This is a genomic window from Streptomyces sediminimaris (genome assembly GCF_047049295.1).
Taxonomy (GTDB): Bacteria; Actinomycetota; Actinomycetes; order Streptomycetales; family Streptomycetaceae; genus Streptomyces; species Streptomyces sediminimaris.
Map to the genome: position 1 here is coordinate 229,238 of NZ_JBJWOT010000001.1, position 26,093 is coordinate 255,330.

Annotated in this window: 20 protein-coding genes; 14 read left to right on the forward strand and 6 right to left on the reverse strand. The window is 72.9% G+C overall.

Annotated features, from left to right (window positions below):
• The first annotated feature begins 81 nt into the window (after positions 1 to 81).
• Positions 82 to 480 (forward strand): VOC family protein, encoded by a 399-nt coding sequence (locus ACJ9NR_RS01050; RefSeq protein WP_412490300.1) that lies wholly within the window; start codon positions 82 to 84, stop codon positions 478 to 480.
• On the opposite strand, the gene ACJ9NR_RS01055 is transcribed toward ACJ9NR_RS01050, so the two are convergent.
• On the reverse strand, positions 394 to 1,209 hold the full coding sequence (locus tag ACJ9NR_RS01055; protein ID WP_412490299.1) for a TetR family transcriptional regulator: 816 nt from the start codon (positions 1,207 to 1,209) through the stop codon (positions 394 to 396). The two genes, ACJ9NR_RS01050 and ACJ9NR_RS01055, sit on opposite strands and share 87 nt — an antisense overlap.
• Before the next feature lie 319 nt (positions 1,210 to 1,528).
• On the opposite strand from ACJ9NR_RS01055, the gene ACJ9NR_RS01060 reads away from it, so the two are divergent.
• From ACJ9NR_RS01060 to ACJ9NR_RS01080, 5 genes are all read left to right on the forward strand, one after another.
• A complete protein-coding gene (locus ACJ9NR_RS01060) occupies positions 1,529 to 2,746 on the forward strand; it encodes an alkane 1-monooxygenase (RefSeq protein ID WP_412490298.1) in 1,218 nt (405 codons plus the stop codon).
• Between the two features lie 318 nt (positions 2,747 to 3,064).
• The gene (locus ACJ9NR_RS01065; protein ID WP_412490297.1) at positions 3,065 to 4,411 is read left to right on the forward strand and encodes a GH25 family lysozyme; all 1,347 of its coding nucleotides are present in this window, start codon (positions 3,065 to 3,067) and stop codon (positions 4,409 to 4,411) included.
• 25 nt (positions 4,412 to 4,436) lie between these two features.
• Positions 4,437 to 4,838 (forward strand): hypothetical protein, encoded by a 402-nt coding sequence (locus ACJ9NR_RS01070; protein WP_412490296.1) that lies wholly within the window; start codon positions 4,437 to 4,439, stop codon positions 4,836 to 4,838.
• Positions 4,839 to 4,873: 35 nt separating this feature from the next.
• The gene (locus tag ACJ9NR_RS01075) at positions 4,874 to 5,290 is read left to right on the forward strand and encodes a hypothetical protein (RefSeq protein WP_412490295.1); all 417 of its coding nucleotides are present in this window, start codon (positions 4,874 to 4,876) and stop codon (positions 5,288 to 5,290) included.
• Positions 5,291 to 5,329: 39 nt separating this feature from the next.
• Positions 5,330 to 6,082, forward strand: coding sequence for a D-Ala-D-Ala carboxypeptidase family metallohydrolase (locus tag ACJ9NR_RS01080; RefSeq protein ID WP_412490294.1), 753 nt, complete (start codon positions 5,330 to 5,332; stop codon positions 6,080 to 6,082).
• 63 nt (positions 6,083 to 6,145) lie between these two features.
• Here ACJ9NR_RS01080 and ACJ9NR_RS01085 read toward each other — a convergent pair whose 3' ends face one another.
• From ACJ9NR_RS01085 to ACJ9NR_RS01100, 4 genes are all read right to left on the reverse strand, one after another.
• A complete protein-coding gene (locus ACJ9NR_RS01085) occupies positions 6,146 to 7,333 on the reverse strand; it encodes a helix-turn-helix domain-containing protein (RefSeq protein WP_412490293.1) in 1,188 nt (395 codons plus the stop codon).
• 164 nt (positions 7,334 to 7,497) lie between these two features.
• Positions 7,498 to 8,334 carry a trypsin-like serine peptidase gene (locus ACJ9NR_RS01090; RefSeq protein ID WP_412490292.1) on the reverse strand — a complete coding sequence of 279 codons (837 nt, stop codon included), beginning with the start codon at positions 8,332 to 8,334 and terminating at the stop codon, positions 7,498 to 7,500.
• Positions 8,335 to 8,412: 78 nt separating this feature from the next.
• Positions 8,413 to 9,609 (reverse strand): glycosyltransferase family protein, encoded by a 1,197-nt coding sequence (locus ACJ9NR_RS01095; protein WP_412490291.1) that lies wholly within the window; start codon positions 9,607 to 9,609, stop codon positions 8,413 to 8,415.
• Between the two features lies 1 nt (position 9,610).
• Complete coding sequence (locus ACJ9NR_RS01100) at positions 9,611 to 11,170, reverse strand: MAC/perforin domain-containing protein (protein WP_412490290.1); 1,560 nt, start codon at positions 11,168 to 11,170, stop codon at positions 9,611 to 9,613.
• 475 nt (positions 11,171 to 11,645) lie between these two features.
• Here ACJ9NR_RS01100 and ACJ9NR_RS01105 point away from each other — a divergent pair, with 475 nt between their 5' ends.
• Complete coding sequence (locus ACJ9NR_RS01105) at positions 11,646 to 12,077, forward strand: NfeD family protein (protein WP_412490289.1); 432 nt, start codon at positions 11,646 to 11,648, stop codon at positions 12,075 to 12,077.
• A gap of 4 nt (positions 12,078 to 12,081) precedes the next feature.
• Positions 12,082 to 13,116 carry an SPFH domain-containing protein gene (locus ACJ9NR_RS01110; RefSeq protein ID WP_412490287.1) on the forward strand — a complete coding sequence of 345 codons (1,035 nt, stop codon included), beginning with the start codon at positions 12,082 to 12,084 and terminating at the stop codon, positions 13,114 to 13,116.
• 379 nt (positions 13,117 to 13,495) lie between these two features.
• Here the strand turns inward: ACJ9NR_RS01110 and ACJ9NR_RS01115 are convergent, their stop codons facing one another.
• The gene (locus tag ACJ9NR_RS01115) at positions 13,496 to 13,663 is read right to left on the reverse strand and encodes a hypothetical protein (RefSeq protein ID WP_412490286.1); all 168 of its coding nucleotides are present in this window, start codon (positions 13,661 to 13,663) and stop codon (positions 13,496 to 13,498) included.
• Positions 13,664 to 13,973: 310 nt separating this feature from the next.
• Between ACJ9NR_RS01115 and ACJ9NR_RS01120 the strand changes: the two genes are divergently transcribed.
• The 6 genes from ACJ9NR_RS01120 (at position 13,974) to ACJ9NR_RS01145 (ending at position 25,272) form a co-directional block, all read left to right on the forward strand.
• Positions 13,974 to 15,092 carry an AfsR/SARP family transcriptional regulator gene (locus ACJ9NR_RS01120; RefSeq protein WP_412490285.1) on the forward strand — a complete coding sequence of 373 codons (1,119 nt, stop codon included), beginning with the start codon at positions 13,974 to 13,976 and terminating at the stop codon, positions 15,090 to 15,092.
• A gap of 39 nt (positions 15,093 to 15,131) precedes the next feature.
• Complete coding sequence (locus tag ACJ9NR_RS01125) at positions 15,132 to 17,522, forward strand: TOMM precursor leader peptide-binding protein (RefSeq protein WP_412490284.1); 2,391 nt, start codon at positions 15,132 to 15,134, stop codon at positions 17,520 to 17,522.
• Positions 17,512 to 19,461 (forward strand): TOMM precursor leader peptide-binding protein, encoded by a 1,950-nt coding sequence (locus tag ACJ9NR_RS01130; RefSeq protein ID WP_412490283.1) that lies wholly within the window; start codon positions 17,512 to 17,514, stop codon positions 19,459 to 19,461. The genes ACJ9NR_RS01125 and ACJ9NR_RS01130 overlap by 11 nt, the downstream gene beginning before the upstream one ends.
• 105 nt (positions 19,462 to 19,566) lie before the next feature.
• A complete protein-coding gene (locus ACJ9NR_RS01135) occupies positions 19,567 to 21,273 on the forward strand; it encodes a SagB family peptide dehydrogenase (protein WP_412490282.1) in 1,707 nt (568 codons plus the stop codon).
• Between the two features lie 73 nt (positions 21,274 to 21,346).
• Positions 21,347 to 24,193: a lantibiotic dehydratase gene (locus ACJ9NR_RS01140; RefSeq protein WP_412490281.1), complete on the forward strand. Its 2,847-nt coding sequence runs from the start codon at positions 21,347 to 21,349 to the stop codon at positions 24,191 to 24,193.
• Entirely contained in the window at positions 24,190 to 25,272 is a 1,083-nt protein-coding gene (locus ACJ9NR_RS01145) for a lantibiotic dehydratase C-terminal domain-containing protein (RefSeq protein ID WP_412490280.1), read from the forward strand. Before ACJ9NR_RS01140 ends, ACJ9NR_RS01145 begins: the two co-directional genes overlap by 4 nt.
• The last annotated feature ends 821 nt before the right edge of the window (positions 25,273 to 26,093 follow it).

Sequence of the window (26,093 nt, forward strand, 5' to 3'; positions counted from 1 at the left end):
ACGCGGATACAGGACCGATTCTGTCCTCTATTTCTCCTAGCCTGCGACGTGCACGCCTTCAGAACAGCCAAGGAGATTCCCATGGACTTCGTCTCGATCCGCATCATCACCGGCGACGTGGCGCGCCTCGTCGGGTTCTACGAGCGGGCCACGGGGGTGTCGGCGACCTGGGCCACCGAGGACTTCGCCGAACTCAGGATCGGGCGCGCCACCCTCGCCATCGGCGGCACCCGCACCGTCCCGCTGTTCGCCCCGGGTTCCGCCCGTCCGGCGGCCAACGACAGCGTGATCACCGAGTTCCTCGTCGACGACGTGGACCGTGTGCACCAGAACCTGACCGGCTTCGTCACCGACTTCGTCAACGAACCCACGACGATGCCCTGGGGCAACCGGTCACTGCTGTTCCGCGACCCCGACGGCAACCTCGTCAACTTCTTCACCCCCGTCACCCCAGCGGCCGTCGAGAAGTTCGCACGCTGACGATCCGGACGGTCGCGCGGCTTGCCCCAGCGCATGACGTGCGGCCAGGCCGCCCGGCCATCTCGGGACGGGCACACCCAGAACCGCGCACACAGCACGAGACACCTGGGCCGGGACCGAGGTGGGAGTCGGGGCCGAGGTGGGGGTCGAGGCCCCTTCTGGCCCGGGTGCCGGCAGCAGCATGTGGCTGAGCGTCAGTCGCACCGCCAGGTCGGCGGCTTCGGCTCGACGCTCCTCGCTCACCTGCGGCACCACCTCCCCCAGCCAGGCCGCCAGCAACTGCCAGGCACCGGAGAAGACGGGCTCGGGCCTGCTGGTGAGAAACGGCAGCAGGGCATCGGTGCCGCCCCGGGCCGCCGTCAGTACGGCACCGACGAACGGGTTGGCGTCCGCCTCGGCAAGTACGTGGGCCACCGCCGCCTCCAGGGCCGCGCCGAGGTCGCCCCGACGCGCCTTGAGCACCACGGCGAGCGCGCAGAGCAACTCCTCCGCCTCGCGCTGCACCAGTGCCCGGCCGATGCCCGCCCGGTCACCGAACTCCTTGTAGATCGAGGGCCTCGACACCTCCGCGCGCAGGGCCAGGTCCGCCACCCGGACGCCGTCCCACCCGCTCTCCGCCGCCAGTGCCCTGGCCTCCGCGAGCACCCGTGCACGCATCTGCTTGCGCCACGCCACTCGCGGTGGATCGGGCGGGAGTTCGGGGAGCGGAGACGAGCGGTCCTGAGGCATGGGCGCAGTGTGCCACCGCGGGTACGGGGACCGTAGGAGACGGAAGGAGACGGAAGGAGAAGGAACGAGACGAAACGGAACAGAATTGGACCGAAGGATAAATCCGGGCGAGAGGTGGATCGGATCCCCCCGAAGTGCCGGCGGAGACAACGCGAAACGCGGACCTGACGTTCCATCAGAACATTGACACTGAGCCACCTTTGTCAGCGGCAAACCCGTCTGCCACTCTCGGTGGTCCCCCCAACAGCGCTCTCGCCGGCCCGGTCCCTCAGGGCCGGCGAGAGCGCGCCCCCTCGTCAGCCGCCCGAAGGGAACTGTGATGCCGTCAGCGTCCATCGACACCCGCCCGTGGCGGGATCCCAAACGTCCGCTGTGGCTGCTCGCACTGGCGGTGCCGACTCTCCCCTTCCAGGCCGGTGCTCTGGTCGCCCTCACCGGGGCCGGCGCCTTCTGGTGGTGGGGGCCCTTCTTCGCCTTCGTCCTGGTGCCGCTCGCCGACCGGCTGACAGGCCGGGACAGCGCCAATCCGCCGGAGTCGGCGATGTCCCGGCTCGAGGCGGACCGCTACTACCGCTGGTGCACCTACCTCTATCTCCCGCTGCAGTTCGGCGCACTGGTGTGGGCGTGCGGCCAGTGGTCCGGCGGGCACCTGTCCGTCACCGACAGCCTCGGGCTGACGGTCACCACCGGCGTGGTCGCCGGGGTGGCCATCAACACCGCGCACGAACTGGGCCACAAAAGGGAGCAGTTGGAGCGCCGGCTGAGCCGTATGGCGCTCGCCCAGAGCTGGTACGGCCACTTCTACGTGGAGCACAACCACGGCCACCACATCCGGGTGGCCACACCCGAGGACCCCGCGAGCAGCCGCATGGGCGAGAACTTCTACCAGTTCCTGCTCCGGACGGTGTGGGGCAGCCTGCGCTCCGCCTGGCGCCTGGAGAAGCGCCGTCTCGACCGGCGAGGGCGGCGGGTGCTCAGCCGGCACAACGAGATCCTGACGGCCTGGGCGCTCTCCGCGGTCCTGTTCGCCGGCCTGACGGCGGCGTACGGCCCGCGCATCCTGCCCTACCTCGCACTCCAGGCCGTGCTGGGATTCTGCCTGCTGGAAACGGTCAACTACCTGGAGCACTACGGGTTGCTGCGCCGACACCGCCCCGACGGCCGCTACGAGCGGGTGGCTCCCCGGCACAGCTGGAACAGCGACAACACCGTCAGCAACCTCTTCCTGTTCCAGCTTCAGCGCCACTCCGACCACCACGCCAACCCCCTGCGCCGCTACCAGACCCTGCGGCACTTCGAAGAGGCCCCGGAACTCCCGTCCGGTTACGCGTCGATGATCGTGCTGGCCTGGTTCCCTCCCTTGTGGCGCAAGGTGATGGATCCGCGGCTCGCCGCCCACTACGACGGCGATCTCTCCCGCGCCAATCTCCATCCGCGCCTGCGCCGTCGCCTCGCCGCGCGGAGCGCGGCAGCACCGTCCGGCACCCGGCCCACCCGATCGGCCCGATCGCCCCGATCGCCCCGGAAGGCCGCCTGACGACCCGCGGCGGCCGCGCCCCTGAGTCGCCGCCCGCCGCCTCGGGCGTGGGCGGCCCTCGCGTCCCCCTCCCCCGCTTCCCCTTCCTCCACAGGCGCTTCTTCCACTGGCGCACACACTCCCTCATCTGCCCCTCCAGCCCCGGCATCACCGTCGGTGTCCCAGCTCCATCCCAGCGGTGCCCCGTCCTCGCAGGTCACGGGCGGGTTGCCATCCCGGCATCCCAATCCGGGAGTGAGGGGGTCCGCTTCGCGGCGACCACTGCGAGCATGGCCCGCGCCGGGAGCTCCCGGTCACTCACAAGAGGGGAAACACCAGATGGGACAGAGGACGCTTCTGCGGGGTCTGACCCTCGCCGTGGCAGCGGTCCTGCCCCTGTGCGGGCCCGCGGTGGTGCAGGCGGCGGAGTCCGCGGCGACCGCGGTCGCGGTCTGCGGGCACACGAGCGCACAGCCGACCCTGCGGCGGGGATCCACGGGGGACCCGGCGGTCGAGGCACAGTGCGAGCTCAACCTGGCGACGAAACCGAGCCGGTACACGCCGATCGCGGCGGACGGCTCGTTCGGGCCGGCGACGGAGACGCGGGTCAAGGAGTTCCAGCGCTGCGCCGGGCTGGGCGTGGACGGTGTGCTCGGCCCGCAGACCTGGGCGGCGCTGAACACCTGGGCCGCCCAACCGCACACCTGCGCCACCCGGGGCACCTCGAGTACGGCGCAGCCGGCGGTGTGCGGCCACACCGACACCCGCCCGACGCTGCGCAAGGGCGCCGCCGGCGTCGAGGTCAAGGAGCTGCAGTGCCGTCTGAACCTCGCGATGGAGCCCTTCCACTATCCGCCGCTGGCCATCGACGGTGACTTCGGGGGCGGGACCGAGAGCCGCGTCATCGAGCTCCAGCACTGCGCCAATCTCAGCGCCGACGGCGTCGTAGGCCCCAACGCCTGGGCGCAGCTGGCGGACTGGTCCGGCCGCAACACCTACTGCACGCCGCCGCGGCCCGCCGGATATCCGATCGACGGCCTGGACACGGCCAAGTACCAGCACCCCGGCGGCGCGCCGATCGACTGGACGGCCGTACGGGCCTCGGGTGTCGAGTTCGCGACCGTCAAGGCGACCCGGGGCACGAACGTCACCGACGCCTACCTCGCCACCGACCTGAAGGCGGCCAGGGCCGCCGGGCTGGCCGTCGCGCCCTACCACTTCTACACGGGCACCTCGCCCGACACCGGTGCCGCGCAGGCCGACCGGTTCGTCGCCGCCGTACGGGCGACCGGCTACACCGGGCAGCGGGCGGGCGACCTGCCGCCGGTCTTGGACCTGGAACGCATGGACGACGGCAGCGGACGCTGTCCCACCTACGGGACGGTGGACGACGCCAAGGCCTGGCTCGACCGGGTGGAGGCGGCGTTCGGCCGCACACCGATCATCTACACCCAGAAGTCCTTCCTGGACGACTGCCTGGGTTCGACCACCGCCTTCGCCCGTTATCCGCTGCAACTCGCGGACTACCGCCGGTCGATCAGCCGGCCGCCGCTGCCCGACGGCTCGACGACCTGGACGATGTGGCAGTACACCGATGCCGCGCTGTTCCCGGGCATCCAGGCACCGGCGACCGCGGACGTGTTCAACGGCACGCAGGCCGATCTGGACCGCCTGGCCAACCGCTGATGCCGCGCGACTCAGGAGAACCCGCATGACCACCATCCGGTTCCGACGCGCGTTCCTCGTCGCGCTGCTCATCGCCCTCGGCCTCACCGCTCCGGCGCCCGCCTCGGCCGCCCCGGTCTCCCTGGCCGCCGCGACGACGACCTGTTACGGCGGGGCGGTCACGGTGCGCTACGGAGACGCCCTGGAGTTCGGTCCCTACCGGACCACGGCCCGCTGTCACGACATCAACCTGCGGGTCATCGGCGGCACCGCCGACTACGTCAACGCCTGCGTCAAGTTCGCGAAGTACGGCACCTGCAACCGCTGGACCAGGGTCGGCCGCAGCTGGACCACCATCGCCACCGACGTCCTGGACGGCAGCAGGTTCACGGTGCCCGTCGGCGTGCCCCTGGAGGGCGACGACGCCGTCATGCAGCTCGCCTTCTGACCCCCCTCACCAACGAAAGACCACGGAGACCATCCATGAGCCGGAAAAGAGTGTTCGCCTCGGCCCTGTTCACCGCGGCCGCGCTGCTGGGAGCGGGCGCCGTGCCCGCCGCGGCGCAGTCCTCGGCCGCCGCCGTCAGCTGCTACGGCGGCACCAGGACCCTGACGTACCACTATCAGGCCGCCGCCAAGGAGTACGGCACCTACACCACGTCCTCCCGGTGCCGCGACATCAACATGCGGCTCGTCACGGACGTGCCGGGGGTCTTCCTGGACGCCTGCGTGGTGTTCGTCGACCACACCACCAAGTGCAACAACGGCGACGCGTACACCACGCACGGCACCGAGTGGGGCACCGTCGCCACCGACGTCAAGGACGGCACCCACTTCGTGCTGCGCGTGCACGCCTACGACACCGACGCGCAGAACGTCACCTTCCAGATCGCCTACTGACCTCTTCCCGGATCACCGTTCCCCCTTGAAAGGACGACCATGGCTTCCTCTTCCTTCCGTCCGATCAGCCGCCGGTCCATGCTGCGTGGCACGCTGATCGCCGGTGCCGGCGTCGCGGTCGGCCCGTTGCTGCTCTCGGGCACCGCACAGGCCTACTCCTGGTCGCGCACCCTGACCCAGGGCGCCACCGGCTCCGACGTGACCGAGCTGCAGATCAGGGTCGCGGGCTGGGCGGCGGACAGCCCCAGCCACAGCCGGGTCAGCATCGACGGCGACTTCGGTCCCGGTACGGCGGCGGCCGTACGCCGCTTCCAGGCGGCGTACGGTCTCAGCGTCGACGCCGTCGTCGGACCCAACACCCAGGCGAAGCTCAACGCGCTGGAGCAGTCGGACGGCTCCACGCTCCACTTCAACTGGAGCGAGTTCACCGACCGGGTGAGCGGCAGCTTCAGCGGCGGCAAGCTGAGCGCGTCGCAGGTGAAGGAGAACGTCCGCCGCTGCATGTACAAGCTGGAGGCGCTGCGCAAGAAGCTCGGCGACAAGCCGATCACGGTCAACTCCGGCTTCCGCAGCATCGCCCACAACGCGGACATCGGCGGCGCCAGCGACAGCATGCACCTGTACGGCACCGCGGCCGACCTCAACGTGCCCGGCGTGTCCAACAAGACCGTCTACCAGAAGGCCGAGACCTGCGGGTTCTCCGGGCTGGAGCGGTACACCGCCGACCATCAGCACGTCGACAGCAGGGCCGACCTCGGCCGTGCCTGGTGGTGGGAGTCGGGCACGGTGTGACGCCTGCCCGGTGATGCGTGGCCCGGGGTTCCGCCTGCCGCCGCGGCGGCGCCCCGGGCCACTTCAGCTCTTCGGTGTCTTCTTCAGCGCCGCCTCGCAGGAGGGCCAGTCGTGGAAGTCGTGCCGGACGCTCCACAGCCGGTGGGCCGCCTGGATGTTCCACTCCGGGTCGAACGCCCGCAGCGGTGTGCCGCCGAGATCGCGCAGGCGGGCGTCGGAGATCTGGAACACCCCCCAGTTGCGGCTGCCGTTGGTGTTCGGCAGCACGTACAGCGGGTCGAGGAACGACGCGCAGCGGGCGATCGCGACGGCGGTGTCGGGGTTCTCGACGAACACCTCGCGGATGCGCCTCGCCACCTTGGCCGGCGCCCAGGTCGCCATGCTCACCTTGTGGGCGTACAGCGCCTTCTTGGTGGCCTCGTCGACCACTCCCCGGGCCGTGACGCCGGCCAGCACCTGGAAGGCGGTCACCCGGCGCAGCGTTTCCGGCCCGAAGTCCCCGTCGACGGCGAGTCTGCCCTTCGCCCGCACCAGCAGGCTCTGCACCTCGCGCACGCACGCGTCGTGCTGTCCCATGCTCACCGTCGCGCACGCCGGGGAGTCCAGCACCTTGTCGCCCGCGGCCGGAGAGCCGCCGGCGGAGTGGCCCGAGGGCAGCCACACGAAGCCGGCCACCAGCAGTACCACGACCACCGCGGCCAGGACCGCGAACCGGGCGGACACCTTCCCGGGCAGCGGGAGCCGTGGCGGCACCCCGTCCCGGCCGACGGCGGTCCGCGGCGGGGCGAGGTCGTCCGGCGCGTGACTCGTCCGCACGGGCTCGGCGGGCAGGACGGGTGAATCCGCAGCACCGCCGCCTGCGTACGGTGAGCCGGTCGTGTCCGGCACACCGGTTGCGTACGGTGAGCCGGTCGCGTCCGGTACATCGGGTGCGTCCCGTACGTCGGGTGCGTCCCGTACGGCATCGTGTGCGGGGTCCGGACGGTCCTCGGCCGGCGCGTTGCGGTCGCTGTCCGCCAGGGCCCACAGACGGTGCAGCTCGCGCAGTTCCTCCGCGCTGGCGCCGCACACCTTGGCGAAGGCGTGCACCACCCGGTAGTCCGTCGGAACGCTGAGGCCGGAGCAGTACCGGTGCAGACTGGAACCGCTGACGCCCGCCTCCTTGCCGAGGCGGTCGTAACCCCGGCCACTGCGGTCCTTCAGCATCCGAAGGTAAGCGGCGAATGTCCCGGTTCTCGGAGAGGCAGTCACAGGTCCCCCCTTGCTCAAGCCCCTACTGACGGGTAGAAGCTACACCGCGACCCCGCACTGGCGTGCGTTTTCTCCGGGGGGAGTGCGACCGGCAACGCCGTTCGCCGACAGGCCGTCTGACAGCGTGTCAACGACCGCCGCCGCCTACCGCGAGGACCGCTTCGTCAGGAGCGGAAGGTCTTCTCGAACAGCTTCACCACATCCCGGTCGAAATAGGGCGAGAAGTTCTCGCCCGGGAACTCGTCGTTGCGGTAACTCTCCACGCCGTTGACGTAGTCACGCCCGGGGACCAGCCAGGGGCCGCCGCTGGAACCGCTGTTCAGGTTCCCCTCCTTGCCGATGATGTGCGGGGTCGGCTGCCGGGTGAAATCGCCGACACAGCTCCACATGTGCTCCTCGTCGAAGGGGTAGCCGGGTATGGGGTCTCCCGGGTAGCCGAGGACGTCCCACTGCCGGACGCCGGGCAGCTCGACGGCGAGCTGGAAGTACCCGGTCACGTTGCCCAGCACGCTGTAGCCGTTCTTCCCGCCCAGGCCCACCTTGCTGAACCCGTAGTCCCAGGCGCGGTTGACCTCCGCCTTCCACTGATCGGGGACGGCCGGCTGACCGAACAGGGGCCACTTGCCCAGGGGTTCGTCGTGCTCCTGGTAGCCGGGCACGTAGGCCGCCTTGCTCACGTACTTGCGCACCGTGCTCCCGTACAGGCAGTGAGCGGCGGTGAGGATGCCGTTGTGGGTGATGGCCGACGCGCTGCCGTAGTAGTCGACCCCTTCCCTGACGAAGAACAGGGCGCCCGCCCGCTGGTAAGGGGATTTGGTGGCCGGGTTCTGCACCAGGGTCGTCTTGAACGCGCCGGGCAGTTCGCACGGCGGCGCCGGAGCCGGCTCGGCCGTGACGGGCACGTTCTCGGGTACGGCCGCGGCCATCCGTTCGGGGGTCCAGTACTCGTCGATCTCCAGCCAGCGCTCGTGCTGCGCCCGCTTGGTGTGTTTCTTGGACACGACGCACTTCCTTTTCTGTGGGTCTTTCCCGGTGGTGGTGGAGGGGGTGATGACGGCGGGTCCGGCGCGGTCCACCCGCTACAGGCCCCTGCTGGGACCGCGTGCGCGCCCTGTCGAGGCACGCGCCCCCGATGCCGCTTCGCGGAGCAGCCGGTCCCAGGCGGCCGCCACGGCCGGCCAGGCCAGCGCCGGGTCGAGCGCCCGGGCGCGGGCCCGGCGGCCGTACTCGCGCAGGGTGCCCGGCTCGGTCGCCAGCCGGATCAGTGCCGCGGTGAGCGCGGCCGGCATGGTGTCCTCCCCGGTGGGCAGCGCCCAGGCGGCCTCCCCCCAGATCGCCCGTTGCCCGGGGTGCCCGGGCACGATCTGCGCGGCTGCGGCGCAGGCGTGTTCGAAGGCGACGAAGCCCCAGCTCTCCCCGTCGGCGGTGTTGACCCCGACGTCGGCGGCCGCGTACAGCGACCGGAGCGTGGCGTCGGCGGCGTCCGGGTGGTCGTCGCCCGGCGCGGTGCAGATGACCCGGTCGGCCACGCCGAGCCGGCGGGCGGTGGCGACGACGTCGATGCCGAAGTCCCGCCGCCCCATGTGCAGGACCAGCCAGGCGTGTTCGTGCCCGGCGCGGACCAGACCGGCGAAGCCGGCCAGCGTGCGGTCGATCCGCTTGCGCCCGGTGTTGCGGTTGGCGTTGAGGACGACGAAGGCCGAGGCGAGATCGGGACGGCCGGGCCACAGCCGGGCCCTGGCCCGGGCCCGGGCCTGCCCGGAGCCCGGGGCCCGGAAGTCGGCCGCGGACAGGCCGTGCGGAATCACGTGCACGGCCGGGGCGGACCCCCGCGCCCCGGTCAGTGCGGCACGGGCCGGCTCGTGGGGTACGACGACCAGGTCCAGGCCGTCCAGCCAGGGCGCGATCTCCGCCGCGTCGGCCTGTCGCTCCACCTGCACCGCCGCCGCGGCCGGCCGGGGCGCCCGGCCGGCCAGCCACCCGGCGTGCAGGCCGGGCAGGACGGCGTCGTGCAGGAACAGCACCGCGTCCGGAGTCAGGCGGTCGGCCAGTCGCGGAACCTGCTCCAGCCCGTAGCTGTCACCGTCCACCCGGCTGTGATGGACCTGCCACGGCCGCTCGATACGCTCCCCCGCGTCCCGGACCTCGAACTGGTGGATGTCCCACCGGTCTGCCAGGGCGCCCAGCAGGCCGGCCGCGTGCCGCGCGTACCCGGTGTACCGCTGGGACTCCCCGACCACCAGCAGCCGCGGAAGCGGGCGGCGCGGCGGGGGCACCTCAGGCCCCGGTCGGCGTGTCCGGGGCCGGCGGGTCACCGGCGGACGCCTCGGTGGGCAGGGGCGCCGGCCCGAAGGTGTACGGGGCGTCGTAGGCCAGCCGGTAGAAGTAGGCGTCCAGGTCGAGCCGGGCCGTCCGCTCCCAGGCGGAGCTGAACGCCTCCAGTCCGCTGTCGGCGCCCTCGTCGAACACGCCGATGAGCGCGTAGCCGGCGTTGTCGGCGTTGCTGCTGCCCGGGGTGGCGTTCTGCACCCAGCGCTGCAGCATCTCGCCGCCGCCCGCCGAGCGCAGCAGGCCGTAGAAGTCGCTGTCCGGCGAGCAGTTGAAGTTCAGGCCGAAGGCGCACGCCACGAGGACGTGGTTCTCGTCGGCGTACCCGGACTCGCGGATGTCGCGGGCCATGGTGCGGTAGACCTTCTGGAAGGAGGACACCCAGTTCTTGTCGAAGGTGTAGTAGCGGTCGAACACGACCTTCGACGGCGTGCTCACGTCCCGTCGGTCCAGGAGGGCGATCTGCCAGCCGGACAGGGTGTCCGGCGGCGTGGACGGCTTCACCTGGTAGCCGAGCGTGATCGTCGGCGCCTGGGCGGCCGGGCTGGTCGCCTCGATGGTGATCCGCGGGTGCATGGTCCTGCCGAACAGCACCCATGCCTGCTGCACCACCGCCTTCTTCTCGCCGCAGACGTTCCAGATGCCGCTGAGCTTGTACTCCGATACGGCCGGGTTGTCGCTGATCGTCTCCAGCCAGCCGTTGAAGGCGTCCACCGTCTTGGCGCTGGGGTTGCGGGCGTCGATGGACTGCAGGTGCGCGGCACCGATGGCGTCGCCGCCCGTGGTCGCGACCGACAGGGTGGAGTTTTCGGCGTAGGTCTTCCACTCCTTGCTGGCCAGGATGCCGGCCGAGATGCTGCCGCTGCTGAACAGGGCGGTGTACTGCACCTCCAGCATCGCGCTGATCTGGGTGACGGTGTCGGTGGTGGACTTGCTGACGCCGTTGTAGAACTCCAGCGAGGCGCCGAGCGAGACCTGGCTGGTGTAGTAGCCGCCGAACCGGGCGAAGAAGTCGGCGAAGACGGGCAGGTTCTGCGGCGTCACGGCGTCCGGCAGCTTGCCGACCGCCTCCTTGAAGTCCGCGGTCAGGAACGTGGTGTCCGGGTTGAGCTGGAGGTGGCCGAGCCGGGTGTAGAAGTTCTTGAACGAGTAGTAGTACTCGCTGCTGCGTGCGTAGTCGGTGGCGAACGCCGCCTTGAGTTCCCCGCTGAACTCGCCGTACTTGCCCTCGACGCCGGCGAACACGGCCACCTTGTTCTGGAAGCCCTCGCGCGAGGTGAAGGTGCCGCTGTTGTACGTCGACGAGGTGTCCTGCACGCCGCGGACGATGGCCGGGATCTGGTAGTCCCTGCCCAGGAAGGTGAAGACGCCGGTGGGCGTGTCGTCCAGGTCGAAGATCGGCCGCAGCAGGCTTTCGGCGCCATACGCGCCGTAGACGTCGAATCCTTGTCCCAGGGCATTCGCCTGGGACAGGAACGGCAGATCCTGGACGATCGGGTCAGTGGTCACGGATTCCCCCGGAGACGAGACGCGCGGCCGGCACGGGATCCGCCTGTACCGGCCCTGAGCGCGCGGCGGCTTGTCGGCCGCCAACGGGAAGGAGCCGCCGCCGGTCGCACTGATACAGCGGCCGTCGGACGGGGCGGCCGGCCACCCGGCACCCGCGGTGAGCGCGCGGCCGGCCTCAAGGACCGCTCCCACCTGGGAGGCGAGGCCGCCGGAGCGCGCCGCGACCGGGCACCGGCTACGGCAGACGACTGCACGCACGCGCGCGGGGGTTACGCACCGGGTACGTCCGCGGCACCGGCTCCCGCGGGACGATCTGCCCCGTGCCAGGTGTGCAAAGCGCTGAGAAGCGCGTCGCGGAGGGAGTAGGGATCTTCTCCCCGTGGGTAAACTGGGGGTAAAGGATGCGCGGTGGTCGCTCGGGACGCCCCGGGCCGCGCCGCTCCCGCGTTCCCGTACTGGTCAGAAGAGGCACGCCATGGATCTGTGGCTGATCTGGTTGGTCGTCGCGGCCGTGCTGGCTGTCGCGGAGATGCTCACGCTGACCGCCGCGCTCGCCATGCTGAGTGCGGCGGCGATGGTCACGGCGGCGTCCGCCGCTGTCGGGCTGCCGCTGCCCTTCCAGTTCCTGGTGTTCGCCGCCGTCGCCACGGTCACCGTGCTGTTCGTGCGTCCCATCGCACTGCGCCACGTCCTCCAGCCCCAGACGACGCGATTCGGCGTGGACGCGCTGGTCGGCAAGGCCGCCCACGTCACCTCCGAGGTGACCGGGCAGGGGGGCAGGGTCCGTATCGACGGCGAGGAATGGACCGCCCGCGCCTACGACGAGACGCTGGTGATCCCCGCCGGAAAGACCGTCGACGTCATAAAGATCAGCGGCGCCACCGCGTTCGTCTACCCCCGGGACTGAAGCCATGGAGAACACGGCGTTCTTGATTGCCGGCCTGATCCTCGCACTGTTCGTGGTCTTCACCATCGTGCGGGCGGTCCGTATCGTCCCCCAGGCCCGCGCTCGCAACGTCGAGCGGCTGGGCCGCTACCACCGGACCCTCAGTCCCGGGCTCAACCTCGTCATCCCGTACATCGACCGCGTCCACCCCCTGATCGACCTGCGGGAGCAGGTCGTCTCCTTCAAGCCGCAGCCGGTCATCACCGAGGACAACCTGGTCGTCGAGATCGACACCGTCCTGTATTTCCAGGTCACCGACCCGCGAGCGGCCTTCTACGAGATCGCCAGTTTCCTTCAGGCGGTGGAGCAGCTCACCGTCACGACCCTGCGCAACGTCGTGGGGTCCATGGACCTGGAGAAGACCCTCACCTCGCGGGACACCATCAACAGCCAGCTCCGCGGTGTGCTCGACGAGGCCACCGGCAAGTGGGGGCTGAGGGTCAACCGCGTGGAGATCAAGGCCATCGATCCTCCGCAGAGCATCAAGGACGCGATGCAGAAGCAGATGCGGGCCGAGCGGGACAAGCGGGCCGCGATCCTGACCGCCGAGGGGCAGCGCCAGTCACAGATCCTCACCGCCGAGGGCGACAAGCAGGCGGCGGTGCTGCGCGCCGAGGGCAACCGCACCGCCGCCATCCTCCAGGCCGAGGGCCAGTCGCGAGCCATCGACGAGGTGTTCCAGGCGGTGCATCGCAACGACCCCGACCCCAAACTGCTGGCCTGGCAGTACCTGCAGACGCTGCCTCAACTGGCGCAGGGCCCGGGCAGTACCTTCTGGGTGATTCCCAGCGAGGTCACCTCAGCGCTCCAGGGGGTCTCCCGCGCCTTCACCGAGGCACTGCCCCAGTCGCCGGCCACCCGCGAGAAGCCCGCACAGGGCACGTCCGCCGAAGCGGCCAGTGACACGGCCCAGGCCGCGGAAGCCGCGGCCGCCGCCCTCGCCGACGCGGCCAGGGCCGATCGCATCACCGGCTCCGGCTCAGCGGGGTCACCGGGCTGAGAATTGCGCACCGGGGCCACCGGGCCGTTGGTGCCGGCCGCGCGCGGACGAACCCTTCCGGGACGGACCCGCAGACTTCCCGCACAGCGCGGCGGCCGACAACGGCAGGTTCCCGATATCTCGCCGACGGTGAAATCGTCGTATCGGTCGCGACCCACCGGCACGCAACCAGCACGCATTCACACGATCGGATCACGAGTTCACGGCCGGGCCTGCCGCGGAATGCACAAGTGCGCCCGCCGCGAAGCCGCTTTCCTTTTTCGTCTGCAACCTTCGCATAGAGCATGAAGTCCGCCCGGACCGTGGCCGCGATAAGCGTGAAGAAAGCTCCCGCTATGAGAAGGTGAGTAAATTTCTGTTTCGCGTCCGGTTCACCGGTTCACCGGTCCTCCGGATACCGCCCCCGCCCGTTGGGCAACTCCCCGGCCGTGGACTGCTCCAGCAACTCGGTGTACTTCTGGGACAGTTCGTCGTAGCGGTCCCGGCCGTCGCTCTCTCGCCGCTTGCGCCGCGAGAGGAGATAGAGAGTGGCAGGTCCGGTGATCATCGAGACGACCGGAATGAGTCCCCACCACGGCATATGTGTGTCCCCCTGAAGTGTCGTTCGGTGAAGCGTGGTCCGCGCTTCGCGTGGCAGGATACGCCCCCGCAGGCGGGACGCCAATGCCGAGCACTCGGCGGAAAAGTTCGGCCCGAAACTTGCTTGCTGTTGCCACGCCGGGCACTGGACGGCAGCAGTATCAGCCATCTAGGTTACCGTCCCGGCGGGGCGCTGATCACGGTCGAAATCCGGCGTGGTGCGCAACCGCGAGACAAGTCCGCTCTTGCACCACCCTTTCGTGCGATGAAAGAGACCTGTGGATCAGACCAATTCACCTTTTGTTAAGAGTGCGCTTCCCGGACGAATACCTCCCAAAACGGAGTCCGGGCGGCCCCGGTTCCTCGTCCTCGGCCTGCTGGCCATCACCGACGGCCACGAGACCGTGGTGCTCCAGCCCTCCCGCCCCGCCACCCTGCTGGCCGCGCTGCTGCTGCACCCCGGCGCCGTCGTCTCCACCGGCTTCCTGCAACGCGTCGCGTGGGGCAACAGGCCACCGGCCGGCGGCAAGTCCGCCCTGCACACCTGCGTCCTGCGATTACGGCGGCTCTTCGCCAAGTACGGCATCGCCGACCACGCGATCGAGGCGGTGCCCGGCGGCTACCGGCTGCACGCCGACGCCGACGCCCTCGACCTGCTCCACTTCCGCGAACTGCTCGCCCGGGCCTGGGCCTGCGACGACCCGGAGGCCACGCTCGGGCTCGCCCGGGAGGCGCTGCGGCTGTGGCAGGAACCCCTCCTCGGCAACGTCCGGTCCGACGCCCTGCACCGCGACCTCGTCCCGCGCCTCGCCGAGGAACGACTGCTCGCCGTCGAGCAGGTCTTCGACGGGGAACTGCGCCTCGGACGGCACCGCGAGATGATCGCCGAGGCCCGCCTGGCCGTGCAGGACCACCCGGGCCACGAAAGGCTCTCCGCGCTGCTCATGGAGGCGCTCTACCGGTCCGGCCGGCGTGCGGAGGCCCTGGAGGAGTACGGCAGGATCCACGCCCACCTCTCCGCCGAGCTGGGCGTCGAGCCCGGCCCGGCACTGCGCGACCTCCATCTGGCCGTACTGCGCGGCGAGTTGCCGGACAACGCGGCGGACGGACCCCAGGCGCTGCCCCCGGGCCGCGCGGCCGCGGCCCCCGGACTCGGCCGGGCCTCACCGCCGCCCGGCTCCACGGCCCGCGATCCGGCCACGGCCACCACCCCCGGCGCCCACGTCCTGCGCTCGCTCGTCGAGGCGGGACTGCTCCAGGAAGGCCCCACCGGCCGCTACCGCGTCCACGACCTGCTGCGCCTGTTCACCCAGGCGGCACGTGCCCACGCGCCGACCGGCGACCCGCCCGCCGCCTCCCGTCTCCAGACGGACTTCCCCCCGCCGCCCGCCGGCTGACCACCGCGCCGCTCCCCCAAGGGAAGGTTCCGAACACCCATGACCCAGACCCCCGCGACACCCACGACCCGGACGCCCTCGTCCTTCGACGAGATCGCTCAGTCGCGACCGCGCATCCGCAGGGACGTGCTGTTCACCCGTACGCCGTCCGGTGTGCTCTTCCACAACGCCCACGGCGGGTTCAACATCGTCACCCAGTCCGCGTACCGCTTCGCCTCCCTGATCGTGCCGCACCTCGACGGCGAACGCCGTGTGGAGGAGCTGTGCGCCGGCCTGGGGGACAAGCAGCGCGACATGGTGGTCAAACTCGTGCGCGCGCTCTACGCGCGTGGCTTCGCCCGCGACGCGGCGCCCAGACCCTCGGCGGACGTGCTTCCGCCACCGGTCGCGGACCGTTTCGCCCACCAACTCGCCTACCTCGACCACTACGCCGACGGCGCGACCGAGCGGTTCCTGCGCTTCCGCGCCACCCGGGTCGCCGTCCTCGGTGACGGCGCCCTCGCCCGCTGGGCCGCGCTGGGGCTGCTGCGCAACGGCTGCGCGGACATCGCCGTGCAGGAGGCGGGCGGGCCCGGCGCGTTGCGCCGCGAACTGCACGGCGTGGAAGGCACCGAGGACCTCGACGCCGAGGCCGCCGAACTCACCGACGCGGGCTGCGCCCCCGGCCTCGTCCGCCTGCCGCCGCCCGTCCCCGCCACCCCCGCCATGCGTGAGCCGGGGGTGGGCACACACGCCCCCGGCAGCTACGGCTGGGAGGAACTCGACGGCTGGGACACGGTCCTGGTCACCCCCGGGCCCGCCGGGCACCGTCAGATGCTGCGGCTGCTCAGCGAGGGCGTCCCGCCCGGCCGCCGCCTGCTGGGTGCCTGGACCTTCGGCCACCGCGCCGTCGTCGGCCCGGTGATGACCGGGGACGCCCCGGGCTGCTGGTGCTGCGCCGTCCTGCGCCTCGGCGCGGGCCCCGATGCCGCCGACAGCGCCGCCTTCTGGGCCTCCTTCAGCCCCGCCGCACCGCTCGGCGCGCCCGCCACCGAGCTCACCGGACCGCTCGCCGGCATGCTCGGCAACCTCCTCGCCTTCGAGGTCTTCCGCCTCGTCACCGAGGCCCTGCCCGCCGAGACCCGCGGCCAGGTCGTCGTTCAGGACCTGGACTCCCTCGACGTGCTCACCGAGCCGCTGCTGGCGCACCCGCGCTGCCCGTTCTGCGCCCCGAAGACCTCCGCGGCCGGCGATGACGCGAGCGCCGTACTCCCCGGCGACGCCGTGTCGCCCGGCGACCTGCTGCGCGAGCCGCACACCGACGACGCGCCCGCCGCACCGCCCGGCGACGGCGCCGCCGACGAAGCGGCGGCCAAGGACGCCCTCGCCGCGCTGCAGGCCCGCGACGTCCTCGTCCACGAGGCGGCCGGCGTGTTCACCGCCTACGCCGACGACGACTGGGAGCAGACCCCGCTCAAGGCCGGCACCGTCCGCCTGGCCACCGGTCCCGGCCGGGAACGGCACGTCAGCGCCGTCGACATCCACCACGTCGCCGGGGCCCGCCTCTCCGCCCTGTTCCGGGCCGCCGAGGTCTACGCCGAACACGTCGTCCCGCCCCGCGTGACCGACGCCGCCGGGCCGGAGGCGGCCGACGCGAAGTGGCCGCGCATCGCCCCCGCCGACCTCGCCGTGAGCAGCGGCCTCGGCGGTGGCGCCGACCGCGTCGCCCACTGGAGCGAGGCCGTCTCGCTGCTCGACGGCCGCACCGTGCTCGTTCCCACGGGCGCCACGCGCCTCCTCGGCCCCTGGAACGACCTCCACCTCTTCGAGCCCACCGCGGCCGGCACGGGCGCCGCCGGCAGCCCGCGCGCCGCGCTCGCCCGCGCCCTGCGCTCGGCCCTCACCCACGACGCGCTGCACAGCGCCGTCCGCCGCAGCGCCCCCGCCCGGACCGTCGACGCGGACTCCCTCACCGGCGACCCGGAACTGCTCTTCCTGCTCCGCTCGGCCGAACACCTGGGAGCGGCAGCCGAGTTGCTGGACCTGACCGCCGCCGGCGGCAGCACGCTGCCGGTCGTCCTCGCCCGTTTCACCGACCGGGCCACCGGAGTGACCCGCTGGGCGGCGGGCAGCGCACTGCGCCCGCGCGAGGCCGCTGTGGAGGCGCTGCGCGACCTCCTCGGCGCCGAGCAACTGCGCCGCGCCGGCGGCGAGGTCGACACCGGCGACCCGCTGTGGGCCGACCTCGACGCCACCACCCTGGTCGCGGACGGCCTCCTGCCCCTGCCGGACACCGCCACCACCTGGGCCACCGTCCTGGACCGCCTCGCCACCGCGGACCGCGACGCCTTCGCGCTGCCGGTCGCCGCCCCCGACCTGGCCACCGGCCGCATTCACGTGGCCAAGGTCCTGCTCACCCTGCCCACCGGCGGGCAGCACCGTGCCCGCTGAGACCGCGACGGCAGCGCGCCCCCCGGCACCGAGCCGCCCCACCACCGCGCCGGCCGGCCCCTGGGCGGAGCTCTGCCACGCGCTCACCGACGCCCTGGCCGCGCGCGCGGGCACACACCCCGCCACCCCGCCCAGCGTGGTCGGCGCGCTCGGCGTACGCGACGAACTCACCGCCGGCGCCGCCGGGTTCCCCCCGGGCGCGGTGCCGGTCGGCCTCTACGGGCACCACGCCGTGGTCGGTCCGGTGACGGCCGAGGGCACCCGGGGCTGCCCGCAGTGCCTCGCCCGCCGCTGGCAGGCGGTACGCGCCGGGTTCCTGCGGGACGCCCTGGAGGAGGGCGGGGAATGCCGGGCCACCGGGACCCCGCCCTGGCGGGCCGCGTTCGTCGCGGACGCCCTGGCCCATCTCGTCGCCGCGGCGGCCCGGCGGCCCGGCCCCGCCCACCGCCCATGGGTCTGGCTGCTGGACCTGGAGACACTGCGCGCCTCCCGGCTGCCGCTGGTGCCGGACGGCGAGTGCCCCGCCTGCGGGCCGCGACGCGACGACACCGCCGAGGACGCCCGGGTCACCCTGCGGGCCACCCCGAAGCACGCCCGGGACGCCTTCCGGCTGAGGGCGCCCGACGACTACGAGCTACCGCTGGAGGCGTTCGTCAACCCGGTCACCGGGATGCTCGGACCGTCCGTCGCCCCCGACCTGGCCTCCGCCTCCACCTCCTCGGTGATCGGGGCCTTCACCACCCGATCCGGCGGCTATCTGCGCGACTGCTACTGGGGCGGCCACACCGGCGCCTACGGCACCAGCGCCCGTGTGGGCGTGCTGGAGGGGCTGGAGCGGTACGCCGGCATGCGCGCCCGCGCCAAGCGGACCGTCGTCACCGCCGCCCTCGACGAACTCGGCGACACCGCGGTCGACCCGCGGGTGACCGGGCTGTACTCCGAGGCCTTCCACGCGGCCGAACCGGAGGTGCCCCGCTTCCGCCCGGACCGGCCGGTGGAGTGGGTGTGGGGCTGGTCGCTGCGCGACGAACGGCCCGTCCTGGTACCGGAGGTGGTGGCCTACTACCACGCGCCGGGCGGCATCCGGCGCCGCTTCGTGCAGGAGAGCTCCAACGGCTGCGCCTCCGGCGGCTCGCCGACCGAGGCCGTCTACCACGGGCTGATGGAGGCCATCGAGCGCGACGCCTTCCTGCTGGCCTGGTTCGGGCGGGCCCGGCTGCCCGAGATCGACCCGGCGAGCAGCACCAGCGCCGCGAGCCGCGCGATGGTCGACCGGCTGGCGCTGTACGGCTACCGGGCACGGTTCTTCGACACCCGTGTCACCTTCCCGGTGCCGGTGGTCACCGCCGTCGCCGAACGCCTCGACGGCGGGCCGGGACTGCTCTGCTTCGGCGCGGGCGCCTCCCTCGATCCCGAGGCCGCCCTGGCCGGCGGCCTGTGCGAGATCGCCACCGACAGCGTCAACCTGCGCCGCCGCACCGCCCGCGAGGAGCACCGGCTGCGCCGCATGGCGGCCGACTTCGACGAGGTGCGCGTCCTGCACGACCATCCGCTGCTGTACGGGCTGCCGGAGATGGGCCGGTACACCGACTTCCTGCTGCGCGGCCGCGACGACGCCGACCGGGTGCCGCTGTCGGCGCTGGCCGCGGACCCGCGTCCCTCCGCCGACCTGCACGACGACGTGCGAGCGTGCCTCGCGGCCGTCACCGCACGCGGCTTCGACGTGGTGGTCGTCGACCAGACGGCGCCCGAACAGCGCGATGTGGGCCTGCACACGGTCAAGGTGCTGGTCCCCGGGCTGCTCCCGATCGACTTCGGGCGGCACCGCCAGCGCGGCACCGGCATGCCCCGCACGCGCACCGCGCTGCGCGAGGCGGGCCTGCGCCCGGACGACCTCGGCCCGGACGACCTCAATCCCGCCCCCCACCCCTTCCCCTGACCCCGTCGCACACCACACGCACCTTTCACCCCAGACCTCCACCGTGCGGCCCGCGCGCCGGACGGCCGAAGACCACCACAGACGAACGACAGACAGGGAGTGACCATGGGATACGCCCATGAGTACGCGACCGCGGTGATGCGGCGGGGCCGAATCCCGATGGAGCCGGCCGGCTTCGTGCCGGACTGGGCCGACCGCCCCCGCAAGGGCAAGCACTTCCCCGGCGCCCCGTCCTTCCCGCTGCCCGACGGCGGCTGCGCGCGGAGCGCCACCACGGGCCGCGGGCTGTTCGGGCCGCCCGGCACCGGCGCCTTCACCCTGCCCCTGCTCGGCGCGATGCTCCGCGACTCCTACGGCCTCACCGGGCGCCGCCTCGCCGTGCAGGCCAACACCGACCTGGGCTCGCTGCCCTTCCACGCGCACGCCAACTACTCACGCGGAACGGCCTCGGGCGGCGGCCTCTACCCGGTCGGCGTGCACTGGATCAGCGGTGCGAGCGGCCCCCTCAACCCGGGTGTCTACTACTACGACACCCCGCGCCACAGCCTGACCCGGCTGCTGTCCGGCGACGTCACCGGCGAGGTGCGGGCAGCTCTCGGCGACCTCGGGGAAGCCGCCCGCACCGATCAGTTCCTGGTCCTCGGGGTGACGTTCTGGCAGAACTCCTTCAAGTACAACAGCTTCTGCTACCACGCGGTCACCATGGATGTCGGCGCCCTCCTGCAGACCTGGCGCATGTGGGCCCGCGCCCATTCACTCGCCCTCGCCACCGCCCTGTGGTTCGACGAGCCCCGGCTCGGCCGCCTGCTCGGCCTCGATGCGGAACAGGACGGCGTGTTCGCGGTCGTACCACTGCGCTGGCAGGCCACCGCTCCCGGCCCGGCGGCCGGCGAGGCACCCCCGGCGCCCGAGGGAGCAGAGGGACCCGAGGCATCGGAGACGCCCCAGGCACCCGGCACGACGGCCCCGGCCCGCACCGCCCCCGCCGAGCCGGCCCGGCCCGCACCGCCCGCGCCCCGTGCCCGCGTGCGCCGGGTGGCGGACGAGAAGTCCCGCCGGGTGCTGTCCTTCGAGACCCTGCGCCGCATCCACGCCGCCACCCTGGAGAAGGCCGCCGACCGGCCCGCCCCGGGCGCCCTCGACCCGGCACTCGCCGCCCCGGCCGGCCCCGGTGCCCGCCTCCCGCTGCCCGCGCCGGCAGCGCTGGACACGCCGGTGCGCCGAGCGCTGCGCCGACGCCGCAGCAGCTTCGGCCGGTTCACGGCCGTCAGCCCGCTCGATCCGGCGCGGCTCGCCGCCACGCTCGCCGCCGCCGTCGCCGCCGGCAGCCTCGGCAGCGACGCCGAGACGCCGGGCGGCCCGCCCCTCACCCGGCTGTGCGTCTTCGTCAACCACGTGCGCGACGTACCCGCCGGGCTCTACGAGTACGACCGGGACGCCGGCGGCCTGGTGCTGTTGAAGGCCGGCGACTTCGGCGGCTTCCTCCAGCAGAACTACTTCCTCGCCAACTACAACGTGGAACAGGCCGCCGCCGTCCTGGTGCCCACCGTGCGCACCCACGCGGTGCTGGACCGGGTCGGCGACCGCGGTTACCGCCTGGTCAACGCGGCCGTCGGCGCCACCGCGCAGGCCGTCTACACCGCCGCGAGCGCCGTCGGCACCTGCTGCGGTGTCGCCCTCGGCTTCGACAGCGTCTCCTTCGAGGAGGAGCTGGGACTGGCCGAACGCGGCGAGTTCCCGCTGCTGATCATGATGATCGGCGACGAGCGGCCGCACCCGGCCGAGTACCGCTTCGACATCGTCGCGCCGTGACCCCGCCCGCCGACCACCGGGAGCCGCGGCGAGCGGAACCCCGGCGGACCACCGACCCGAAAGGGGGGAGGGCGTGAGCCCGACCGCCACCACCGCCCAGGAGGCCCCGGCCACCGCGGGCGAACCCGCCGTCCTGCACCGCCGCTTCATGCTGCGGGTCGCCGGACTGCCCGTCGACACCGTGCACGCCCTGCGCGCGCCGGAGGCCACCGCCTGGGCCGCCCGCACCGCCGCCGAACAGGACCGCCTGACCGGCCTCGCCGCCCGGCTGAGCGACCCGCTCGCAAAAGCCGTCGGCGGCGCCGAGGACCGGACGCTGCGCCGCCGGCTGCTCGCGCTGCGCCGCCAGGTGTTCAACAACCGCCTGCCCGGCGACCTCGACGCCGCCCGCGCTCTCGCGGCCGCCGTCGGCGGCACCGCCGGCGCCGACCTCGCCGCCTGGCTCGACGCGCGCGTGCGCTGGGAGGAACTGTGCCGCGCCGGTGACGGCGTCCTCGCCGGCGGCCTCGCCCGCACCCGTGCCGCCCTGCGCGACCTGGCCCGGGACGACCGCCTGCGCCGGGGTCTGCTGCTCGCCTCGCCCACCCTGGAGGAGCGGCTCGACGCCTTCGCCGCCGACACCACCCCCGCCCCCGGCAAGCGGGCCCGCAAGATGGAACGCTCGCTGCTGTCCTACGTCTACCGGACCGCCTGCAAGACCAGTCCCTTCAGCACCCTCACCGGCGTCGCACTGGGCGAGTTCACGTGCGAGGAGCACCCGCCGGAGAACGGCGTACCGCACGACACACGGGTCGGCGACGACTGGACCGGCCACGTCCGCCTCAACGTCGTCGTCCTCACCCGCCTCGCCGAACTCGTCGCCGCCGACCCGCGGCGCCGCGCCGACCTGCCCGTCGCCCTGGCCTCGGGCTGGAAGCTCGACGAGGACCGGATCCGCTACGTCCGGCGCGCGGTCACCGCGGGCGACGACAGCGCACCGGTGAGTTTCGACGCCGCGCAGGACCGCCTGTTCTTCCTGCGCCGTCAGGGTGTCCTCGACGGCATGCTCACCCTGCTGCGCGACCACGGCGGCGCCCTGCGCCACGGAGACCTCGCCCGCTGGCTCGCCGAGACCACCGAAGCCGGGGACGAGGAGGCCGGGCACTACCTCACCGCCCTGCGCGACCTGGGCATCCTCCAACTGCCCGGCCTCGCCGGCAGCGTCCACGACGGCGACCCGCTGCACGCCTTCCAGCGCTCGCTGCGCGCCCTCGAGCGGCCCTGGGCCGACGCCCTCGCCGACCGCCTCGGCAAGCCCGCCGACACGCTCGCCCGTTACCCGGAGGCGGACATCGCCACCCGCCGCTCCCTGCTGACCTCTCTGCGCGAGGAACTGCTCGCCGTACAGAGCGACCTGGGTGCCGCACGGCCCACACTGCCGCAGACCCTGCTCTACGAGGACGTGTCCGCCGGCACCACCGGCGCGGACCTGGCCGAGTGGACCGCGATCGCCGCGCCGCTCGCCTCCCTCGGACGCGCCCTGCCCGCCTTCGACGTGGCCCTGCCCCAGCGGCTCACCCTCAAGGGCTTCTTCCTCGCCCGCCACGGGCGCGGCGGGCGCTGCGAGGACCTGCTGCGGCTGGTGCACGACTTCCACGAGGACATCTTCCGCCAGTACCTGCAGTTCACCGCGGGCAAGGACGACTTCCTGCCGGACGGCAGTCACGCGCCCGAGGAGAACTGGCTCGGCCTGCCGGAGATCACGGCCGTCGACCGCGCCCGCGCCGCGCTCACCGCCCGGCTGCGCACCACGTGGGCCGAACTGCCGGACGACGCGGAGGAGTTGGTCCTCGACGACGCCACCGTGAACGAGGTCGCCGCCGAACTCGGCGCCGCCGCGCCCGCCTTCCAGCCGCACAGCCACTTCCTCCAGCTCGCCCGCCGCGCCGACGGCCCGCTCGCCGTCCTCAACGACTCCTTCGGCGGACTCTGCTTCCCCTTCACCCGCTTCACGCACTGCTTCGGGAGCGCCGAAACCGGCGGTACGGCCGGCACCGCCGACCGCCCGGAGCCCGCCCGGGGCGCGGCCGGCACCGGCACCCGCCCCGCCCCCGACCTGACCACCGCCCTGCGCACGAGCCTGCGCGGACTGCTGCCCGAGGGGGCGGTGTTCGCCGAGATCACGGCCGGTGCCGCCACCACCAACCTCAACCTGCACGGCCGCCTGACCGACTACGAGATCGTCTGCCCCGGCGAGCACAGCACCGCACCCGGGGAAGCCCGACTGCACCTCGACGACCTCTACGCCGTCCACGACGCCGGCACCGACCGGCTCACCCTGCGCTCGCGCCGTCTCGGCCGCGAGGTCGTACCGCTGTACCTCGGCTACCTGGTCCCCATGGTGCTGCCCGAGATCCCGCGCACCCTGCTGCTGTTCTCCCCGACCGCCCGCTCCGTGCTCGACGTGTGGCGCGGCGTCCCGGCCGGGCCCGACGACGGCGGCGTCACCCGCCGCCCCCGGGTCCGCCACCACCGGCTGGTCCTGCAGCGCCGCTCCTGGTCGGCCGCCGACGGCAGCCTCCCGCTGCGCTCCCCCGGCGCCTCGGACGGGCAGTGGTTCCTGGCCTGGCACCGCTGGCGCGCCCGGCACGCACTGCCCGCCCGGGTCTTCGCCACCCTCCACGAGGAGAGCGGCGAGGGCGGGCCCGGCGGCTGGTTCGGCGCCTCCAAGCCGCAGTACGTCGACTTCGACAGCCCCCTCTCGCTCACCGCCCTCGAAGCCCTCCTCGCCGGGAAGCGCGCCCGAACCGTCTTCGAGGAGATGCTGCCCGGCGACGACGAACTGCACGTCGCCTCCCCGCGCGGCAGGCATGTCGCCGAACTCGCCGTCGAGCTGCTGCCCGCCCCGGCCGGCCGGACCGAACAGGACACCCCCCGATGACCCCACCCACCACCTCGCGGTCGGCTCTTCCCGCCGCCCTCGCCGACGACGCCCCGGGCGAGTGGCTCGCCGTCCACGTCTTCTACGCCGCCAGCCCCCGCCCGCTGCTGCTGCAGTGCGTGAAGCCGCTGGTCGACGACCTCACCCGGGAAGGCCTGCTCGCCGGGTACTTCTTCATCAACTACTGGCTGGAGGGCCCGCACGTCCGCCTCCGCCTCAGGCCCGCCCGCGCCGCGGACACGGACACCGTGCGCGAACGCGCGCACGCCGCGCTCACCGCGTTCCTGCGGGAGCGCCCCGCGCTCTACGAGGTCAGGGCCGGCTTCCTCGCCGACCTGTACGAGACCCTGTTCACCCTGGAGTACAGCGAGGACCAGCGTGCCGAACTCCTCGGCCCGGACGGCCGGATGGCGCTGCGCCCCAACAACACCTTCGAGGACCGGGCCTACGAGCCCGAGTACGGCAAGTACGGCGGGCCGGCCGGGGTGGCGCTCGCCGAATGGCACTTCCAGCACTCCAGCGACCTCGTCATCGAGGCCGCGCACAGCATGAACCTGCACCTGCGCACCGTGCTCCTCGGCCTCTCCGCCCAGCTGATGATGGTCATGTCCGGCACCTTCCTGCCCGCCGAGGAGCCCCTGCTGACCTTCCTCGACCGCTACCACGCCTTCTGGGACAAGGCGTTCGGCGGCACCAACTACACCGCCGACCACGGCTACGACCGCGCCTACACCGCCATGGGGGACTCCCTCCCGGCGCGCTTCGGTCACATCCGCGACGCCGTGGCGGGCGGCGGACACGAGCGGCTGCCCGCCTTCCTGCGCGGCTGGGCCGGCCACTGCGCCGAACTCCGCGACCGCGCCGAGGACCTGGCCCGCCGCGGCGAACTGACCTTCCGCTCCTGGGACGACACCCGCGACATCCACCTCACCGACCCGGCCGCGGTCCTGCCGATGCTGCTCTCGCCGTACCTGCACATGACCAACAACCGGCTGAGCATGACCATCCGCGACGAGGCGTTCCTCTCCTACGTCCTCGCCCGCGCCCTGCGCGCCGGGGCCGCGGAGGAGGCGCGGTGACCGCCGGCGCCTTCCTGGCCGCCCGGCCGCGCATCCGCCCCGACGTCGTGTTCGGTCCCAGCCTGGTGCGGGGCGCGGCACGCATCCACCTGATCAAGGACCCGCGCACCGGACGGCGTATGGAGGTCGGCCCCAAGGAGCACTTCCTCATCAGCCGGCTCGACGGCAGCCGCACCCTCGCCGACATCGGCACCGAGTACGCGGGCGAGTTCGGCACCCGGCTCGGCGAGCGGCAGTGGGCGCAGATGCTGCGGCTGCTGCACGGCCGCAGCCTGCTCGACGGAGCACCGGCACCCGCCGCCGTGCCTCCCGCGCCCGGCGACCGGCCGAGCGGGATCCTCGCGGGCCGCACCCGGCTGGTCGCCGACGCGCCCGCCCTGATGGACCGCCTGCACCGGGCCACCGCGCCGGCCCGGCGGCCCGCCGCACTGACCGCGCTGACCCTCCTCGCCGGCGCGCTGCTCGTCGCCGTCGCGGTCCAGGCCGGCACCCTGTGGCGGCAGACCGAGCACACCGCCCGGCAGCCGGCCCTGCTGCTCGCCGTCGGCTGCGTACTGTGGTGCGCACTCGCCCTGCACGAGCTGGCCCACGGCCTCTTCGCGCGCGCCTGGGGCGGCCACGTCAAGGAGATCGGACTGCGCTGGATCCTCGGCGCCACCTACCTCTACTGCGAGATCGAGGACGTGCAGTTCCTGGGCAGCCGCGCCCGCAAGGTCGCCACCGCCTGCGCGGGCGCCTTCGCCAACATCGTGTTCCTGGTGCCCTTCTACGCCGTCTGGGCGCTGCTGCCCGAGAGCGCTCAGGCCCGTCCCGCGCTCGGC

Coding starts and splice junctions, on each gene's coding strand:
- ACJ9NR_RS01050 (WP_412490300.1), top strand. CDS start 82: ATGGACTTCGTCTCGATCCGCATCATCACCGGCGACGTGGCGCGCCTC.
- ACJ9NR_RS01055 (WP_412490299.1), bottom strand. CDS start 1,209: ATGCCTCAGGACCGCTCGTCTCCGCTCCCCGAACTCCCGCCCGATCCA.
- ACJ9NR_RS01060 (WP_412490298.1), top strand. CDS start 1,529: ATGCCGTCAGCGTCCATCGACACCCGCCCGTGGCGGGATCCCAAACGT.
- ACJ9NR_RS01065 (WP_412490297.1), top strand. CDS start 3,065: ATGGGACAGAGGACGCTTCTGCGGGGTCTGACCCTCGCCGTGGCAGCG.
- ACJ9NR_RS01070 (WP_412490296.1), top strand. CDS start 4,437: ATGACCACCATCCGGTTCCGACGCGCGTTCCTCGTCGCGCTGCTCATC.
- ACJ9NR_RS01075 (WP_412490295.1), top strand. CDS start 4,874: ATGAGCCGGAAAAGAGTGTTCGCCTCGGCCCTGTTCACCGCGGCCGCG.
- ACJ9NR_RS01080 (WP_412490294.1), top strand. CDS start 5,330: ATGGCTTCCTCTTCCTTCCGTCCGATCAGCCGCCGGTCCATGCTGCGT.
- ACJ9NR_RS01105 (WP_412490289.1), top strand. CDS start 11,646: ATGGATCTGTGGCTGATCTGGTTGGTCGTCGCGGCCGTGCTGGCTGTC.
- ACJ9NR_RS01110 (WP_412490287.1), top strand. CDS start 12,082: ATGGAGAACACGGCGTTCTTGATTGCCGGCCTGATCCTCGCACTGTTC.
- ACJ9NR_RS01115 (WP_412490286.1), bottom strand. CDS start 13,663: ATGATCACCGGACCTGCCACTCTCTATCTCCTCTCGCGGCGCAAGCGG.
- ACJ9NR_RS01125 (WP_412490284.1), top strand. CDS start 15,132: ATGACCCAGACCCCCGCGACACCCACGACCCGGACGCCCTCGTCCTTC.
- ACJ9NR_RS01135 (WP_412490282.1), top strand. CDS start 19,567: ATGGGATACGCCCATGAGTACGCGACCGCGGTGATGCGGCGGGGCCGA.
- ACJ9NR_RS01145 (WP_412490280.1), top strand. CDS start 24,190: ATGACCCCACCCACCACCTCGCGGTCGGCTCTTCCCGCCGCCCTCGCC.